We start from the raw sequence: 16,964 nt of genomic DNA on the forward strand, positions 1-16,964 counted from the left end.
ACGCCGTCCGTTACTTGGTCTTCACGACCGTCCTTGCGGACGATTATCGCGTCGCTTCGGTTTTCCGTCGGAGCGTTGACCTCGTTGTCGTTTAACCGACGACTTGGTGTTTGCTCCGCGTTTCTGTCTAATCGACGGAAACCATCCGGTTTGTTCTCGGAGTTCCTGCTACAACTGAACCTTGGTCATCGATAGTTATGAACCTTTTTAAGGAGTTCGCACATGTTGGGTGTGAACAAATGTCATGGAAGGGCTTTTGCTTCTCGGCTCGAATCGCCACATATGCCGGAACATCCGCTGAAACAGCGGTTCGTCCTCGATACATCCGTCTTCCTCTCCGAGGAAATCCGCGTCGGAGACGAGGGATTGGAGGACGCCATCGAACGACTTCTCGACTCCATCGCCACCGCGAAACTCGCGCTCAACATCTCCTGTTACATTCCGCCCTCCGTTCACGACGAACTCACCGTCATCCTCGAAGAGCGCGGCGTCTCGGAGCCCGTCCTCTCGAAACTCGAAACGTGGGTCATCAAGAAGAACCCCGCCCGCTTCGAGGTGATGATTCCCGCCGATCTCGTCTACCGGTTCATCGACGAGATGAGCGGCCGCGTGGACAAGGGCCTCCGCGTGTCCGAAAACGCCGTCAGGGAAGCGTTCGACAACGGACAGGCCGACGTGGGGACGGTCATCTCCGACCTCAGAAGTCAGTACCGCTCCACGCTCCGCCGCGGCGTCTTGGACTCCCGTGAGGACTTCGACCTGCTCATCCTCGCCCGCGAACTCGACGCGGGCGTCGTCACCGAGGACACCGGCATCATCAACTGGGCCGAGGATTTCGGCCTGCGCTACCTCCGCGGCCGCGACTTCCCGCCGCTCCTCGAATCGTATCTCGACGCGAGCGAAGAGATGTAATTTCGACGACGGCGTTCATCCTCGTTACGCTTTTGCGGGTATTCGTGTCCAGAGTGCCCGCTCACGTGTCTCGTCACGCCGAACGCACGCGAAAATACCTCTTCGACCGTCGGTCACTCCGACAGTGGATTTAAGATAAACTGCACGAACTCTTTACATATGTCCCTGATTCGGAATCTCCTCGCCGATGTAACCGGCGAGGAGTTTCGTCTCGCGGTCCTCCTCGGAGTCGCATCGATTCCGGTGACGGTGTGGCAAAACTGGATACTCACGCCGAACGCCCTCCCTCGCAATAGTAACGCCTCGGCGCTGTTCGTCGCATGCGTGATTGCCGGGTACTGCTATCAGCAACGGCCAGCGGCGAGTTCCCGTGCAGGTACGATAACGGGTGTGGTAGGCGGGACTCCGATAGTGCTCTGGCAGAGCGCCATCGGATTCAGCGACGCGTGGGGAGCGCCTATCGTCGGCGACCCCGTGTTGCTGCCCGTCGTCGTGGGTGGACTCGTGTTCATCCTCGCCGCGTTCCTGTTCGTCGTCGTCTCGTTCGTCGGCAGAGTGGGCGGTGGTATCGGCGGATGGCTCTCCGAGCGTCTTCACTCTCCTCGATTGCTCGACTCGACCGCCTGACCATCCCCCTCACGAAATAGGCGGACGACGGTATGCTCCGATTCGCTTATCGGTGCCGTTCGAGGAACGATTCGACGCGTCCTAATCCGTCTTCCAACTCCTCGGCGGGCAGTCCGAACCCGATGCGGAAGTACCGGTCGTAGCCAAACAGGGTCCCCGGCGCGAGGACGACGCTCTCCTCTTCGACGACGCCGCGGCAGAACGCTTCGGCGTCTTCGAACCCGTCCGGAATCCGAACGAACCCGTTGACGCCGACCGGGTCGTACCACTCCAGTCCGTGATCGTCCACGAACTCGCGCACGCGGTCGCGGTTGTTCGCCGCCAACTCGCGGTTTTCCGCGAGAATGTCGTCTTCGTGCTCGCCGAGCGCCTGCCGTGCGACGTGCTGGTCGATGATACCCGGCGAGATGGTGGTGTAGTCCTTCCACTCCCACGCACTTTCGACGACCTCTTCCGCCCCGACGAGCCAGCCGAACCGCAGGCCAGCGAGTCCGTAGGCCTTCGTGAGACTCGTCGTGCTGATGCCGTACTCGCCCATGCTGGCCACGGGGTCCACGGGGTCGGACGCGAGCAGTCGGTACACCTCGTCACAGAGCAGGTACGCCCCGGCGTCTTCCGCGAGGTCGTAGACGGCCTCGACCTTCTCCTGCGGGTGATACCGCCCCGTCGGGTTGTTCGGGTTGTTGAGGACGACGACGCTCGTATCCTCCCGAATCGCGTCGGCGACGGCATCCACGTCGAGTTCCCACTCCGGCGGTTCGAGCCACACCCTGCTCACCTCGCCCATCGACTCGGGGACGGCGTGGAGGGCTTGGTACGTCGGGGTAACTACTACGGCATGTCCATCATCGTCCAGCAGACTGAGGAACGCCAGAAAGTTCGCTTCCTGCGTTCCGCAGGTGAACAGCACTTCGTCTTCGCTCCGGCCGTAGCGCTCGCCGATCTCGGCGCGGAATTCGGGGTCCCCGTTCGTCGGGATGACGTAGCCCAGTTCGCCGGGGTTCAAATCGAAGCGGTCGGCGTCGAGGCTCCGGATGCCGCTCTCGGCCAGCATGATGTCGGCCTCGTGTTCGTACTCGGCGAACCAGCGTTCCAAGCCGAATGGTTCGATGTTCATACCGACGCTTGGGCGCGGTCGGTCGAAAAGCTACGGAATGGGGCAGCTCGTGCGTTTCGATAGAGTGCCCTTCTGGGCCGAGAATTCACTCCTCGAAAACGCCGCTCGTGTGGAGTATAAGCACCCCGGCACCGACCACATCAAACCAAACGAACGCATCGAGACCGAGGAAATCCGGGAGCGGCGACCCACTGAGTTGTACCGCCACCGCGACGAGACTCAGTGCTCATCATCATGCCAATTCCGTCCGGGTGGTATTAAATCACGGCACCGTCCGTGGGATGAAATTTGTTTAGCGACGGAACCAACCGAGGTGATTTCGCTCGATTCAGGGAACGCCGACGTACTTGTGACGACGGTAGAGGTACAGCAGACCGAGCGGGATGCCGATACCGAACCACATGGCGAGGCCGAGGAGGGTGTATTCGGACCGGGGTTCCCAGTCGGACACCGACGCGATGTACCGCCGGTCGAAGTGGATTCCGACTGCGACGGCGGCGGGGGCGGTGAAGTACGCGAGAGCGAGAACGAGTCCGACCAGCGGCGGAAGGTACGAGAGGGTACTCGACGGTTCGAGGCGGAAGGCAATCGCGGAAACCGATAGGCCGAGCGTGGCGGAAACCGACAACAACAGACTCGGGAGGAGGAGTATCCACCAGTGGCTCTCGGTGTTCGTGGCGGCGGACCGGACGGTTGTAGTCACATCTTCAACGTGTCTCCGCCGTGCAAAAAGATATTGAAATCCATATGATATTAGTCGGCGGACGACGAATCGCAAGACGGCAACGGCGTCAACGAGTTCCTACTCCCCGCCTCGATCCCGCAGGTTCTGGCGCGTGAACTGCGGCGTCGCCCGAATCCCGCGCCGTTTGCGGAACGAGCGGTAGAGCAGGATGGTGATGAACAGCGAGATAGCTCCGGCCACCGCGGCGGCGGGGAACGCTTCCGCGGCGTACAGCACCGCCGTCGTCAACCCGCCGAAGGCGAGGAGGATACCGTAGATGAGGCGTTTGGCCAGCAGGTCGAACACGTCGTTGTTGTCCTCGATGCTGACGCGGGCGTAGAGGTCGTCTCTGTCGATGCGGTCCAGCGCCCGTTCCAGTTTCGGCGGCGTCCGAACGAGCGACTGGGCCGACGCTTGCAGTTGGTCACCCGTCTCGGAGACGTACTGCTTGATGGACTCCTCGCGGTAGCCCTCCTCGGTGAGGTACTCCGTCGCCACCGCGATGAAGTCGAAGCCGGGGTCGAGCGTGACACAGACCCCTTCCACGACTGTCGCCACGCGGAGAACGAGCGCGAGGTTCGACGGCAACCGGAGCGGGAACTCGTAAATCGTGTCCTCGACTTGCGAGACGATTTGTTGGACGCGGTAGGTCTCGATGTCCTCGCCCCGTGCGTCCTCGATGGCGAGTTCCATCACCTTCCCCATCGTCACCCGGTCGGCTTCAGGGCTGAGGGTCCCCATCTCGATGAGGGCGTCGAGGATGCCCTCGATGTCCTGGTTCGCCACCGCGATGTAGAAGTCCACGATTTTGCGCTGGATGAACTCGTCCACCCGCCCGCTCATGCCGAAGTCGTAGAAGATGATGCGGCCGTCGTCCGTGACGGCGAGGTTGCCGGGATGGGGGTCGGCGTGGAACACGCCGTCCTGAATTATCATCTGGAGGTACGCCCGCTGGAGCGTCTCGGCGAGTTCGTGGCGGTCGAGTCCCTCCTCGGCGAGTTCGTCGACGCGGTTTATTTTCGTCCCGCCGAGGTACTCCATCGTGAGGACGCGGGACCCGGAACGACTCGTGATGACGCGCGGAATGGCGATGTCCGGGTCGTCCGCGAAGTTCTCGCGGATTTCTGTCAACATCGACGCCTCGCGGCCGTAATCCATCTCCTCCCGAATCGTGCGACCGAACTCGTCGGCGAGGTTTTCGAGCGAGAAGGCTCGCGCCTGTCCGATAAAGCGCATGAGGAGCGGGAGCGACCAGCGGATGACCCGCAGGTCCGCCTCGACCAACTCCTCGATGCCGGGGCGTCTGACCTTCACGGCGACGCGCTCGCCGTCGATTTGTGCGGCGTACACCTGTCCGAGACTCGCGCCGCTTATCGCCTCGGTGTCGAACTCGTCAAAGTGGTCCTCGACGGGGCCGAGTTCGGCCTCGATGACCCGTTCTGCGTCCGCCCACGGCGCTGGCGGCACTTCGTCCTGAAGCTTCGAGAGTTCGTCCACGTACTCCGGCGGGAGGATGTCGGGGCGCGTCGAGAGCAACTGCCCGAGTTTGATGAACGTCGGGCCGAGGGTGAGCAGCGATTCGAGGAGCGTGTTCGCCCGCTCGATTCGCATCTCGCTGGTCACCCGTCGGGACGACCCGAAAAACAGGAATCGGTTCCGGTCGCGGACGTAGCTCACCAGCAGCGGCAGGAAGTGCCATGCGACGACGACGAACCGACGGTATGCGCGGAGGAATGCCAGTGTGACCACCCGCGCTTAGCGGCTCGTGACCGGCACCGACTCGTCGGGAGCCGACGACTGTTTGGGGAGCGTGATTTCGAGGACGCCACGACCCACCGCGGCCTCCGCACCCGCGCCGGTCGCGTCCGGCGGAAGCGGGAGTTCGGCGTCGAGGAACAGGGGCCGCTCCTCGCTCACGTAGTCGAACTCCATGGGGACGTTCTTCTCGCGCCGCGCTTCTATCTGGAGGCGGCCATTCGTCACGTCGATGTCGATAGTTTCCTCGGTGACGCCGGGCATATCGAGGACGAGGAGATACGCCTCATCGTTCTCCAACAGGTCCGCGAACACGGCGTCCGGGAGTTCTCGCAACGCATCGCGCAGCGCTGACATAGTTCCGTGTTAGGAGGCAGGACCGAAAAAGGGTACGGTATCGACGGTCGTGTTACCATCCGAGCACGAACGCGCCGATGGCGAAAAACAAGACCCCGGCGACCACGAAGGGAAGTCCCTTCCACGCTACGCGCAACGTCGCGCCGCGTTCGTCCGTGTCGGAAACGAGGAACCGGGTATCCTCCCCGTGGCCGATGACGACGTTCACCTCGCCCGCGTCGTGTCCGGCGCTCGCGTCGTAGCGCGCCTCGCCGAGGATGTGAACCGACTCGCCGGGGTCGAGCCGCCGTTCGATGTATTTGCGGTCCTTCCCCGTGTTCAACTCGACCACTTTCAGGTCGAGGCTTCGTTCCTCGGAGTCCACGTCGTCGTTTCGCCGGATGAACTCCACGACCCGTTCGGGCGGCCGCGTCCCGCCGCGGACGTCGATGGAGCGTTCGGCGCTGAAGCGAAAGTCGGCCGCGCGCGGATCGACGAGCGCGCTCGCCGTCTCGTCCTCGATGCGGAAGGGCGTGTGGTTCCGCCCCGAATCGATGGTCTCCCAGTGGCGACCGTTCTTCGAGTTGCGCTCTTCTTTCACGACGTACTCGTAGGCGAGACACTCCGTTCCGGTGAACGGCGACGTGACGGTCCCCCGTTCGGGTTGGGCGGTCCCTTCGACTTCGACCGGGCCGCCGTCGCCCAGCGACATCACGTCGCTCGGGTCGTTAGTGAGGATACGATACGCGAGCACGAGTTCGCGCCCGCCGTACCAGATCATCACGCAACCGAGAACGACGGCGACACCGGCGAGGGCGAGGGCGAACGGGTGGTTGAGGAGGGCCATGCGGGACGATGCTGTCTACGGAACGATAAGTGTTCCCCGCTCCCTTTTTGCCCATCGTCCCGAACGGGTTCATATGAGCGACCATCAACCGGACAGAAAACGGTCCGGGTTCAAGGAAACGACGCGCGTGTCGGCGGCGCGCGACCGATTGCGAGAGGTCGTCGCCGGTCACGACCGAACCGATTCCATCCCGCTCCGCGACGCGGACGGACGGGTCCTCGCGGAACCGGTCGATGCCCCGCGAAACGTCCCCCACTACTCGCGGGCGGCGATGGACGGCTACGCGGTTCGTGCGCAGGACACCTTCGGAGCCAGCGGCCGGTCGCCCGAGGTCCTCCGCCGCGCGGAGGAGATGGCACCCGGCGCGGCGGTTCGAGTGCACACCGGGAGCGAGGTACCGGAGGGCGCGGACGCCGTGGTGATGATAGAGCAGATCGACGAGTTCGGCGAGGAGGTCGAGGTGTTCGACGCCGTGGCGGAGGGCGAAAACGTCGCTCCCGTCGGCGAGGACGTGGAGGCGGGCCAATCGCTGTACGAGGCCGGACATCGGCTTCGCCCGTCGGACCTCGGCATGTTGAAATCCGTCGGCGTGAGCGAGGTCACGGTGTACGACCGGCCGCGCGTCGCCGTGATTCCGACCGGCGAGGAACTGGTGCAGGCCGACCCGGAACCGGGCGAAGTCATCGAGACGAACGGCCTCACCGTCTCCCGTCTGGTCGAGCGGTGGGGTGGCAGCGCGACCTACCATGACGTCGTGACCGACGACGAGGACCGACTCCGCGAGGCCATCGAGTCGAACCTCGATCACGATATCGTCGTCACGACCGGGGGGTCCTCCGTGGGTGCACGCGACCTGCTCCCGGAAGTCGTCTCCTCCATCGGCGACGTCGTCGTCCACGGCGTCGCGCTGAAGCCGGGCCATCCGGTCGCGCTCGGCATCGTCGAGCACGGCTCGTCGGACAGCCGGAACGCTTCGAGTTCCGAGGATGCGGTCGAAGGGACGCCGGTCGTGATGCTTCCCGGCTATCCCGTCGCCTGTATCATCAACGCGATGCAGTTCCTCCGTCCCGCTCTGAAGTGGGCCGGTCACCTCCCGCTGGAGGACCCCCCGACGACCGCCGCCCGCCTCGGACGTAAGATTCGGAGCGAACCCGGCGTCCGGTCGTTCGTCCGGGTGACGCTGGACCGCGAGGGCGACGAACCGGTCGCAACCCCGACGCGAGCCAGCGGGTCCGGCGTCCTCTCCAGCGTCGCGCTGGCCGACGGCTGGGTCGAGGTTCCCGAAGGACGCGAGGGGATTCGCGAGGGCGAGACGGTCGCCGTGGCGAACTGGGAGTGGTCCGCGTGATTTCAATCGGACAACCCGCGTCCGATAGCGTCACGCTCACCACGGAGGGATTCGCGTGACCGACCGAAAGGAGTTCCGCGACCTCGCCGAACCGGAACGAGCGCACGAGGCGATTGCATCGCTCGACCTCTCACCCGAATCGGAGTCGGTCGCGCTCACGGAGGCGCGCGGTCGCGTGCTGGCCGAGCGGTTCGACGCGGAGCGCGACGTGCCGGGGTTCGACCGCGCGAGCATGGACGGCTTCGCGGTCAAAGCGCGGGATACGTTCGGAGCGGACGAGGCCGACCCAACCGTCCTCGACCTCGTTGGGGAGGTTCACGCCGGGACGGAACCCGACGTGGAAGTCGGCGAGGGCGAAGCCGTCGAGATCTCCACCGGGGCCGTGATGCCGCCCGGCGCGGACGCGGTGGTGATGGTCGAGCGAACCGACTACGTGGACCGCGACGACGGGACGGGCGTCGAAATCCGAACCGCCGTGGCACCCGGCGACCACACCATGCTGGCCGGGGCGGACATCGCGGCGGGCCAGCGCGCCCTCGGCCCCGGAACGCGACTCACCGCCCGCGAAATCGGCCTGCTGTCGGCCCTCGGTGTGGACGAGGTGCCCGTCCGCGGAACGCCCCGCGTCGGCATCATCTCCACGGGCGACGAACTCGTCCGCCCCGGCAACCCGCTGTCGGACGAGGCGGGCCAAATCTACGACGTGAACAGCTACACCATCGCCGCCGCCGTCGAAGAGGCGGGCGGCGACCCCGTTCTGTACCCCCACGCTGGCGACGACTACGAGGAGATGGAGCGCCTGCTGTTGGAGGCTTCCGAGGAGTGCGACCTCGTGCTCTCTTCCGGTTCGACCAGCGCGAGCGCCGTGGACGTCATCTACCGCGTCATCGAATCGCGCGGCGAACTCCTGCTCCACGGCGTCGCCGTCAAACCCGGCAAACCGATGCTCATCGGGCGGTTCCCCGATTCCGCGTACGTCGGCCTGCCGGGCTACCCCGTCTCCGCGCTGACCATCTTCCGGGCTTTCGTCGCGCCCGCCATCCGCGAGGCGGCCGGACTCCCCGCCCCCGCCACCGCGACTGTCGACGCGCGGATGGCGACCGAGGAGCGCTACGGCGAGGGCCGAATGCGACTCATGCCGACCGGTCTGGTCGAGGACGAACACGGCCGCACGCTCGCCTACCCGGTGGACAAGGGCAGCGGGGCCACGACCAGCCTCGTGGAGGCTGACGGCGTGGTGACGGTGCATCCCGACACGGCCTATCTCGCGGAGGGTGAAGAGGTCTCCGTGCGACTCTTCTCGCCGGACGTTCGCCCGCCGTCCGTCCTCGGCGTCGGCGAGGACGACCCCGCCCTCTCCCGACTGCTCGATTCGCTGGACTCTCCACGATACCTCCCGTTCGGCAGTCGGGAAGGGTTGCGCCGCCTCCGGAACGGCGTACCCGACTTCGCGGTAGCGACCGAGGGGGCGGAACCACGGTCCGACGAACGTGCGAGCGGCGACGCCGCGAGCGATGCGGAATCGCGGTCCGCGAGCACGGGCTCCGAACTCGCCTCCTACGTCCGCGAGTGGGGACTCATCGTTCCTCCCGACAACCCAGACGACATCGAGGGCTTGGCCGACCTCGTGGACCGCGACCTCCGATTCATCAACCGCGGGACGAACTCCGGCCTTCGGACCACGCTCGGGAACGCCGTCGCCGACCTCGCCGAGGAGCGCGGAACGACGCGCCACGAACTCGTCGAATCCATCTCCGGGTTCGAACTCACGGTGAAGGCCCACGAAAGCCCGGCCAGAAAGGTCGCCGCCGGGACAGCGGACGCCGGACTCGGGTTGCGCTCGACGGCGGACGAACTCGACCTCGATTTCGTCCCGCTCGGCGAGGAGCGAGTTCGCATCCTCGTCAATCCGAACCGCGAGGAAAAGGCAGGCGTCGAGGAACTGGCGGCCGCGCTCGACTCGACGTTAGTCGGTGTTCTCGAAGGTCTGTCCGGCGTTCGACCATAGCTCGTCGAAGCTGTTCACGCGGTAGTCGCCGAGGACGCACTGTCTCCGACGGGTCGGGTCGTGTCGCTCGACGTGGACCGCATCCAGCCCCGCGTTCCACGCCGCGCCGATGTCGCTCGACCCGTCGCCCGCGAGGACGCCGCGGTCGGTGCCGTTGACGTCGAGTTGCCCCATCGCGTGTTCGACCGGTTCGGGGTCGGGTTTCCAGCCCAGTTGTTCGTCACAGCAGACGACGGTGTCGAACCAATCGCGGATGTCGAGTCCGTCGAGCACCGGGTCGGTGAGGAACTGCTGACAGTGGGTCACCAGTCCGACCGGGCAGTCGAGGTCGGCGACGAACGCGGCGTCGTCGTAGAGGAAGGTGTTTTCGGCGCGAACCTCCGGGTCCTCGATGGAGTGGAACGCCTCCCAGAACTCCACCGGGTCGAGACCCCACCGTCGGAGTTGGGCGTCGCGCGACCCGCCGAGACCGTGCCAGATGATTTCGGATTCGTAGTCCGTAAACTCGTAGCCGAGGCGGTCACTCACCCGCTCGAACACCGAGCGAACGTACGACGGGTCGATGTCGATGAGCGTCCCGTCCAAATCGAGCAGCCAAAAATCGTACTCACGGGCGACCATTGGGGTTCATACAGTAGTGCTCCTTTGCTTATAAGTCTTCGTCTAGAGCCACTCGTCCGGCGCGCGAAAAATAGGCGTCGTGACCGGCCGTTCAGTCCGCCGACGACTCCACTTCCCGTCCCGCCTCCCGCTCCGACTCCGGCGGTTGGTCGTAGAGGTGACAGGCCGCGGGGTGTTCGCGGTTCTGGAGCATCGGGGTCCGGCGCTCACAGATGCTCTCGAAGCGTTCCGCCATCACGGCGATGGCACCGTCACGGTCGCCCGCGACGAACCGGTCGAACGATTCGGAGACGGTCGCGCGGTTTTCGCCCTCCAGTTCGTCGTCGAACAGTTCGTCCCACAACTCGGCTTCGAGGGCCTCGTCGTCCACGTCTTCGGGTTTCTTCTCCGCACCGGCGGCCAACTCCCGAACGCCCCTCAGGGTGAGTTCGCCCGATTCGAGCCGTTCTCGGTAATCCATCACCTCGCGGTACGCGGATTGGGAAATCTCGATGTCGTCGGGGGGAATGACGTTCGGACACCGCGTTCGGAAGTGACACCCGGACGGCGGATTGCGCGGCGACGGCACGTCGCCCGAGAGCGTGTGGATGTCGCGCTCTTGCTCGCTCGTATCGGCGCGCGGCACGCTCTCCAGCAGAGCCTTCGTGTAGGGGTGTTGCGGGTCGGTGAATATCTCGTCCACCGGCCCGAGTTCGACGATTTCGCCGAGGTACATCACCGCCACGCGGTCGGAGATGTGCCGAACCACCGAGAGGTCGTGGGCGATGAACAGGTACGTCAGGCCGAGTTCGTTCTGGAGGTCCTGCAGGAGGTTCAACACCTGCGCCTGCACGGACACGTCCAGCGCCGAGACGGGTTCGTCCAGCACGATGAAGTCCGGTTCCAGTGCCAGCGCGCGGGCGATGCCGATGCGCTGGCGCTGCCCCCCAGAGAACTCGTGCGGGTAGCGGTCTATCTGCTCCGCCGACAACCCGACGCGTTCCATGAGGTCTTCGACGCGCTCGCGGCGTTCCGTCCGCGACCCGACGCCGTGAACGTCCAGCGGTTCGCGGATGATTTCGCCCGCCGTCATCCGCGGGTCGAGGCTGGAGAACGGGTCCTGAAAGACGACTTGTGCCCGCTTTCTGAATTCCGTCAGGTCGTCCATGTCGTAGACGTTCCGACCGTCGAAGACGACCTTTCCGTCCGTCGCGTCGCGGAGGCTCAACAGGGTCTCCCCCGTCGTGGATTTTCCACACCCGGACTCGCCGACCAATCCGAGGGTTTCGCCCTCTTCGATGGCGAACGAGATGCCGTCGACGGCTTTCACGCTCTTCGGCTCACGACCGAGGATTCGGTCGGTCAGGGTGTTCTGTTCGAAGTAGTACTTCTGCAGTTCCTCGACGCGAACGAGATGGTCGGTCATCGTTTCTCCTCCGTTTGGGATTCTCCGAAGTGGTTCGACGAGAGCGCGCGCGACTCGTCGTACTCCGTTTCGGTGAGTACGCAACGCGCTTCGTGTTCGGTGCTCCCGCCCGCGTCGTGCATCGACGGATGGGAGAGACACTCCTCCATCGCCTTCGGACAGCGGTCGGCGAAGTAACAGCGCTCTCCCATCTCCGAATCCAGCAGGTCGGGGACGTTCCCCTCGATGGGTTGGAGACGCGGTGCCGGGTCCTCCAAGTCGGGAAGTGACCCGAGCAATCCTTGCGTGTACGGATGGACCGGCGCGTCGAACACGTCTTCGAGGGTGCCGCGTTCGACCAGTTCACCGGCGTACATCACGCCGACGCGATCACACATCCGCGCGACGACGCCGAGGTTGTGCGTGATGAGCATGATGCTCATTCCGGTGTCGGCCTGCAAGTCGCGGAGCAGGTCGAGGATTTGGGCCTGTATCGTCACGTCGAGCGCCGTCGTCGGCTCGTCCGCGATGAGCAGGTCCGGTTCACCGGCGAGCGCTTGGGCGATCATCGCCCGCTGGAGCATCCCGCCCGAGAACTGGTGGGGATACTCGTCGGCGCGGTCCGCCGGGTCGGGGATACCGACCTGTTCGAGCAGTTCGATCGCCTTCGCGCGACTCGGTTCGCTGACGTAGCTTTGGGAGGGGAGCACCGTGCCCGCGACGAGGCTCGCAAGTCCGTAGCCTTGCGTCCGCGAGCGGGTCGAACGCGGGTTCGACCTCGCCCGCCGCTGCACCTCGACGGCTTCGGCTATCTGCTCGCCGACGGGTATCGACGGGTTCAGGCTACTCATCGGATCCTGAAATATCATGCTGAACGACGGCCCGCGCAAGGCGCGGCGCTCCCGCGTCGTCAACTGACGGATGTCCACGAACTCGCCGTCGACCGCCTCGGGACGGTCGCCCTCGACTTCTTCGGCGAGCGTGGCGTTGCGGTACCACACCTCGCCCGACGTGATTTTGCCGGGCGACTCCACGAGGTCGATGATGGAGAGCGCGGCGACGCTCTTTCCCGATCCGGACTCGCCGACCACGCCGAACACCTCTTCCTCCTGCACGTCGAAGCTGATGGACTCACAGGCGTTGACCTGCCCCTTCTCCGTGAAGAAGCGGGTCGAGAGGTCGCGTACGCGAAGCAGGTCGCTCATACGCCACCTCCTTCGCCCTCGATACCGGGGTCGAGCGCGTCGCGCAACCAGTCACCGACGAGGTTGATGCCGATGACGGTGATGACGATGGCGAGCCCCGGAACCGTCGAAATCCACCACGACGTGGCGAGGTAGTCTTTCCCCTGTGCGATGTCGAATCCCCACGAGAGGTTCACCCCGGAGAAGCCGAGGTACGAAAGCGAGCTTTCGAGGAGGATGATGGCCGCGATTTGGATGGTGGCGAGCACGATAATGGGCGTCACGCTGTTCGGCAGGATGTGCTTTCGAAGGATAAAGGAGTCCTTCGCGCCGACCGAGCGGGAGGCTTTGACGTACTCCTCGCCGACCACCGTTAGGGCCTCGCCGCGCGAGACGCGGGCGAACCAGACCCAGTTCACGAGCGCGACGACGATGACGACCGTTCCCGGAATCCCGATTTGACCGGGCATCCCCGAGACGAGTCCGGCCGCGACTATCGGGTCGGGTATCGTGAACACCGACCGTCTGAACATGCCGACCAGCGCTATCGCTAACACCAGCGACGGAAACGCCAGCATGATGTCCGCGCTCCGCATCAGCGCGTCGTCCACGATTTCGCCGTAGTACCCCGCGACCAACCCGACGGTGACGCCGATGAGCATCGCCAGCACCGTTCCGAAGAGACCGACGAGGAGCGACGTTCTCGCGCCGTAAATCACCCGCGAGAGCATATCGCGCCCGAGTTGGTCCGTTCCGAGCGGATGCGACGGCTGTGCCTTGACGTACGTCGTGTTGTTGGTGATCTGTATCTCGCCGTCGACCATCTCCGAACTCGTTTGGGTCGTCTTCTTGCTGAACCCGAGCGGCGGCAGTTTCGAGTTGTCGAGGTTCTGCCGGTTCGGATTGTGCGGTGCGATAACCGGGGCGAACACCGCGACGAGTATCACCGCGATGACGACGACGATGCCGATTTTCGCCAAGAGGCTCTGACGGAACTCCCGCTTGAGGTTCCGGAGCGTCCGCGGCGAAATCATTCGTAGACCACCTGCGGGTTGATGTACGCGTACAGGAAGTCCACGAAGATGTTCACGAGGACGAACCCGGTGCCGATGACGATGAGCGACCCCTGAATCAGCGGCCAGTCACGGGCGTTGATGGAGTTGATGACCAACGTCCCGAGTCCCGGCCACGCGAACACCGATTCGGTGATGACGGCACCGCCGATGAGCGTCCCCAACTGCAAGCCGAGGACGGTGATGACGGGAATGAGGGTGTTTCGGAGCGCGTGTTTGTACCGCACCAGCGTCTCCGGGAGTCCCTTGGCCCGCGATGCTCGGATGTAGGTCTTGCCCAGTTCGTCGAGCATGCCGCTCCGGGTCAGCCGCGTGATGAGCGCGGTGAAGTACGTTCCCAGCGTTATCGCCGGGAGGAAGATGTGTTTCGCCCAGGTCACGAGGCCGTTCACGCTTCCCTGCGAAAACAGCATTTCCACCGCGGGCACGAACCCGATACCGCGATGGCTCGTCGGGAACGGTCCCCCGACCGCGAGGAGCAACACCAGCATGATGCCGAGCCAGAAGTTCGGCGTGCTGATTCCCGCGAGCGAGAACGTCGTCGCGGCGTAGTCCACCGGGTCGTGTCGCCGCGTCGCGCTGATGACGCCCAGCGGAATCGAGAGCACGATTGCGACGATGCTCGACGCGACCGCCAACTCGACCGTCGCCGGGAGGCGGGCGAAGATGCGCGTGCTGGCTTGCGTCCCCGAGATGAACGAGTAGCCCATGTCCCCGTGGAGCAGGTTCCAGATGTACTCGCCGTACTGGACGTACAGCGGTTGGTTCAGCCCGAGTTCGACCGCGATTCGATGTTTCAGCGCCGGACTGGCATCCAAGGGGGCGATGACCGTAATCGGGTTCCCGGGCGTGACGAATCGGAGCAGAAACACCACGGTCACGACCCCCCAGATGACGAAGATTCCTTGGACGCTCCGTCGGAGCAGAAATCGTCCCATCGACATCTATAACCACCCCATCGATAGTGCGTTCATCTACTTTGGAGAGATAGCGTATGCGTCGATGCGTTCGTCACGGCGCGCTTGCCACTTGAGGCGCTGGCTGACGCCGTACACGCTGTACTGTCGGTTGAGGAATATCCACGGCGCTTGGTCGTGGAGAATCTTGTTCACCTCCTTCAGTTTCCCGTTGCGCTTGTCGCCGTCGGGCATGTTCTGGGCCTCTTTCATCAGCTTATCCACCTTCTCGTTGCTGTAGGAGGTCAGTGCGCCGTCGGTCGTGAGCAGCGGAATGATGGTTTGGCTCGCGTCGAACGTCGCGTTCCCCCAACCGATGAGGTAGAAGTGCGGTCCCGTCTTTATCTTCCCGTCCGTCAGTTCTCCCGCGAGCGCGTTGAAGTCTCGCTGTTGAACCGAGCAGTTGACGTTCTTGAGTTGGTCTATCTGCTGGGCCACCGCTTGCGCTATCTCTAAGTCCTTCAGGTACCGCCCGACGGGCGTGTGAAGGGTAATCGTCGCTCCGGCGTTCCCGCTCTCCTCGACCAGTCGTTCCGCCTTCTTCTTGTTCGCCGGGTACGGTCCGACCTCCGAATTGTACCCCGTGAACCCTTTCAGCGTGGGCTGACCGGTCTGGTCCGCGAAGCCCGAAAGCACGTTCTTGATGATGCTCTGGAGGTCGATGGCGTAGTTCATCGCCTGCCTGAACTTCGGACTGTCGAACGGTTTCACGTCGTAGCGCATCGCGTTGTAGATGATGCGCGTGCTCGGAACCGCCGCGAGGCGGGATTTCGAGTTCCCCTTCACGCGTCCCGCGTCCTGCGGCGGCACGTTGACGATGATGTCCGTCTCGCCGTTGACGAGTTGGTTCACCCGCGTGCTGGACTCCTTCGCCGCGTTGAACGTGAGTTCCGAAACCGAGGCCGGTTCCTGCCAGTAGTCCTCGTTGCGCTCGAAGACGACCTTCACGTCCTCCGTGTAGTTCTTGAGTTTGAACGGTCCGGTCCCGTTCATGTTCTTCGCGACGTAGTTCTTGTCGTGGCTTTCGACCCACGACTTCTGCATGATGTCACAGTAGGACGCGAAGAGGGCGAAGATGATGGGATTCACCCCGTCCGACGTGACTTCCACCGCGCCGTCCATGGCTTTCGCACCTGTCACGCCCGAAAGTTGGTCGCTCTGCGGGCTTTCGAGTCCGCCGACGCCCGACTTCACGATGCGGTTGATGCTGAAGGCCACGTCCTCCGCGGTCAGCGTGTCTCCGTTGTGGAACTTTACGCCGTCGCGGATGGTGAATTTGACCGTCTTGTCGCCGGTCCGCTCGTACTTCGTCGCCAGCTTCTTGATGATTTTCCCGTCCGCGTTGCGCGAGAGCAGGCCCTCGTAGGCCTGTAGGACGACGTTATCCGTGGTCGTCTCCCGGTGGTTCTGCGGGTCGAGCGTGGACGGCATCTGTCCTTGCGTGATGGTCGCGGGGAAGTCTCCCGTCGTGTTTCCGCCGCCATCACCTCCGCTGTCGGTACTGGACGTTTGACCGTCGGTCCCATCCTGATTTTGGTTGTTCCCACCGCCAGTACAGCCTGCCAAGGCCGCTGACGCTGCTGCGCCTCCTGCAAACTTCAAATACGTCCGCCGATTTAGTCGCTCATCGGGCATACCCTGACATGGCGGGTAATTGCATATATATCTGTGGTATGGGACGACATCGCCCGTGACTCATTATCTCATGACACTTTATAACGAACCTAACCGCAGATTTATGTGACCTGATACCGAACCGGGAAATATGGCCGTTCACGGCCGTCATCCCTCATTACGTGATCTGTTCGATGAGTCGCCCACCCCACACATCGCCCACCCACCTCACACCCATCACCGTGATTTCTACGTCACGAGTGACGGGTCGTTCGACCGGGAGTCCGGTGCCGGTGGACTCGGCGTAATCATCGAAACGCGCGACGGCAGGCGCGTCGCCCGTCTCTCCGTCCCCGATAGTGACGTGCCCGACAACAACGTCGCCGAGTACCGGGCGCTCCACCTCGGCCTCGACGTGTTGGCCGTCCGCGCGCCCAGAAACGCACGCGTCGGCGTGC

General features: G+C 64.0%; 17 protein-coding genes. 5 read left to right on the forward strand and 12 right to left on the reverse strand.

What is annotated here, in order from left to right; translation table 11 throughout:
- Positions 1-282 precede the first annotated feature (282 nt).
- Positions 283-912 (forward strand): RNA ligase partner protein, encoded by a 630-nt coding sequence (locus BG842_RS17110; RefSeq protein WP_069451713.1) that lies wholly within the window; start codon positions 283-285, stop codon positions 910-912.
- A 159-nt stretch (positions 913-1,071) separates the two neighbouring features.
- Positions 1,072-1,539 carry a DUF5518 domain-containing protein gene (locus BG842_RS17115; protein ID WP_069451714.1) on the forward strand — a complete coding sequence of 156 codons (468 nt, stop codon included), beginning with the start codon at positions 1,072-1,074 and terminating at the stop codon, positions 1,537-1,539.
- Between the two features lie 46 nt (positions 1,540-1,585).
- Here the strand turns inward: BG842_RS17115 and BG842_RS17120 are convergent, their stop codons facing one another.
- The 6 genes from BG842_RS17120 to BG842_RS17140 form a co-directional block, all read right to left on the reverse strand.
- Positions 1,586-2,656, reverse strand: coding sequence for an aminotransferase class I/II-fold pyridoxal phosphate-dependent enzyme (locus BG842_RS17120; protein ID WP_069451715.1), 1,071 nt, complete (start codon positions 2,654-2,656; stop codon positions 1,586-1,588).
- 85 nt (positions 2,657-2,741) lie between these two features.
- Positions 2,742-2,864 (reverse strand): hypothetical protein, encoded by a 123-nt coding sequence (locus BG842_RS32570; protein WP_256388543.1) that lies wholly within the window; start codon positions 2,862-2,864, stop codon positions 2,742-2,744.
- Positions 2,865-2,984: 120 nt separating this feature from the next.
- Positions 2,985-3,359 carry a hypothetical protein gene (locus BG842_RS17125; RefSeq protein WP_069451716.1) on the reverse strand — a complete coding sequence of 125 codons (375 nt, stop codon included), beginning with the start codon at positions 3,357-3,359 and terminating at the stop codon, positions 2,985-2,987.
- Between the two features lie 99 nt (positions 3,360-3,458).
- Positions 3,459-5,129 (reverse strand): AarF/ABC1/UbiB kinase family protein, encoded by a 1,671-nt coding sequence (locus tag BG842_RS17130; protein ID WP_069451717.1) that lies wholly within the window; start codon positions 5,127-5,129, stop codon positions 3,459-3,461.
- Between the two features lie 6 nt (positions 5,130-5,135).
- Positions 5,136-5,492, reverse strand: coding sequence for an Hsp20/alpha crystallin family protein (locus tag BG842_RS17135; protein WP_007977916.1), 357 nt, complete (start codon positions 5,490-5,492; stop codon positions 5,136-5,138).
- A gap of 52 nt (positions 5,493-5,544) precedes the next feature.
- The gene (locus BG842_RS17140; protein WP_069451718.1) at positions 5,545-6,318 is read right to left on the reverse strand and encodes a GIDE domain-containing protein; all 774 of its coding nucleotides are present in this window, start codon (positions 6,316-6,318) and stop codon (positions 5,545-5,547) included.
- 73 nt (positions 6,319-6,391) lie between these two features.
- On the opposite strand from BG842_RS17140, the gene glp reads away from it, so the two are divergent.
- Positions 6,392-7,666, forward strand: coding sequence for a gephyrin-like molybdotransferase Glp (gene glp / locus BG842_RS17145; protein ID WP_069451719.1), 1,275 nt, complete (start codon positions 6,392-6,394; stop codon positions 7,664-7,666).
- 55 nt (positions 7,667-7,721) lie between these two features.
- The gene (locus BG842_RS17150; RefSeq protein WP_069451720.1) at positions 7,722-9,674 is read left to right on the forward strand and encodes a molybdopterin biosynthesis protein; all 1,953 of its coding nucleotides are present in this window, start codon (positions 7,722-7,724) and stop codon (positions 9,672-9,674) included.
- Here the strand turns inward: BG842_RS17150 and BG842_RS17155 are convergent.
- From BG842_RS17155 to BG842_RS17180, 6 genes are all read right to left on the reverse strand, one after another.
- Positions 9,633-10,295 carry an HAD family hydrolase gene (locus BG842_RS17155; protein ID WP_007977909.1) on the reverse strand — a complete coding sequence of 221 codons (663 nt, stop codon included), beginning with the start codon at positions 10,293-10,295 and terminating at the stop codon, positions 9,633-9,635. The two genes, BG842_RS17150 and BG842_RS17155, sit on opposite strands and share 42 nt — an antisense overlap.
- Before the next feature lie 91 nt (positions 10,296-10,386).
- Entirely contained in the window at positions 10,387-11,700 is a 1,314-nt protein-coding gene (locus tag BG842_RS32675; RefSeq protein WP_069451721.1) for an ABC transporter ATP-binding protein, read from the reverse strand.
- Positions 11,697-12,884, reverse strand: a complete 1,188-nt coding sequence (locus BG842_RS17165) for an ABC transporter ATP-binding protein (protein WP_007977905.1) — start codon at positions 12,882-12,884, stop codon at positions 11,697-11,699. The genes BG842_RS32675 and BG842_RS17165 overlap by 4 nt, the downstream gene beginning before the upstream one ends.
- The gene (locus BG842_RS17170) at positions 12,881-13,897 is read right to left on the reverse strand and encodes an ABC transporter permease (RefSeq protein ID WP_069451722.1); all 1,017 of its coding nucleotides are present in this window, start codon (positions 13,895-13,897) and stop codon (positions 12,881-12,883) included. Before BG842_RS17170 ends, BG842_RS17165 begins: the two co-directional genes overlap by 4 nt.
- Complete coding sequence (locus BG842_RS17175) at positions 13,894-14,880, reverse strand: ABC transporter permease (RefSeq protein WP_069451723.1); 987 nt, start codon at positions 14,878-14,880, stop codon at positions 13,894-13,896. The genes BG842_RS17170 and BG842_RS17175 overlap by 4 nt, the downstream gene beginning before the upstream one ends.
- A gap of 30 nt (positions 14,881-14,910) precedes the next feature.
- Positions 14,911-16,527: an ABC transporter substrate-binding protein gene (locus BG842_RS17180; RefSeq protein WP_175424196.1), complete on the reverse strand. Its 1,617-nt coding sequence runs from the start codon at positions 16,525-16,527 to the stop codon at positions 14,911-14,913.
- Positions 16,528-16,657: 130 nt separating this feature from the next.
- Between BG842_RS17180 and BG842_RS27875 the strand changes: the two genes are divergently transcribed.
- Positions 16,658-16,964 (forward strand): reverse transcriptase-like protein (locus tag BG842_RS27875; protein WP_139136168.1); only part of this gene is annotated, 307 nt, incomplete at its 3' end.

Origin of the sequence: Haladaptatus sp. W1 (assembly GCF_001723155.1) — an archaeon.
GTDB classification, from domain to species: Archaea; Halobacteriota; Halobacteria; order Halobacteriales; family Haladaptataceae; genus Haladaptatus; species Haladaptatus paucihalophilus.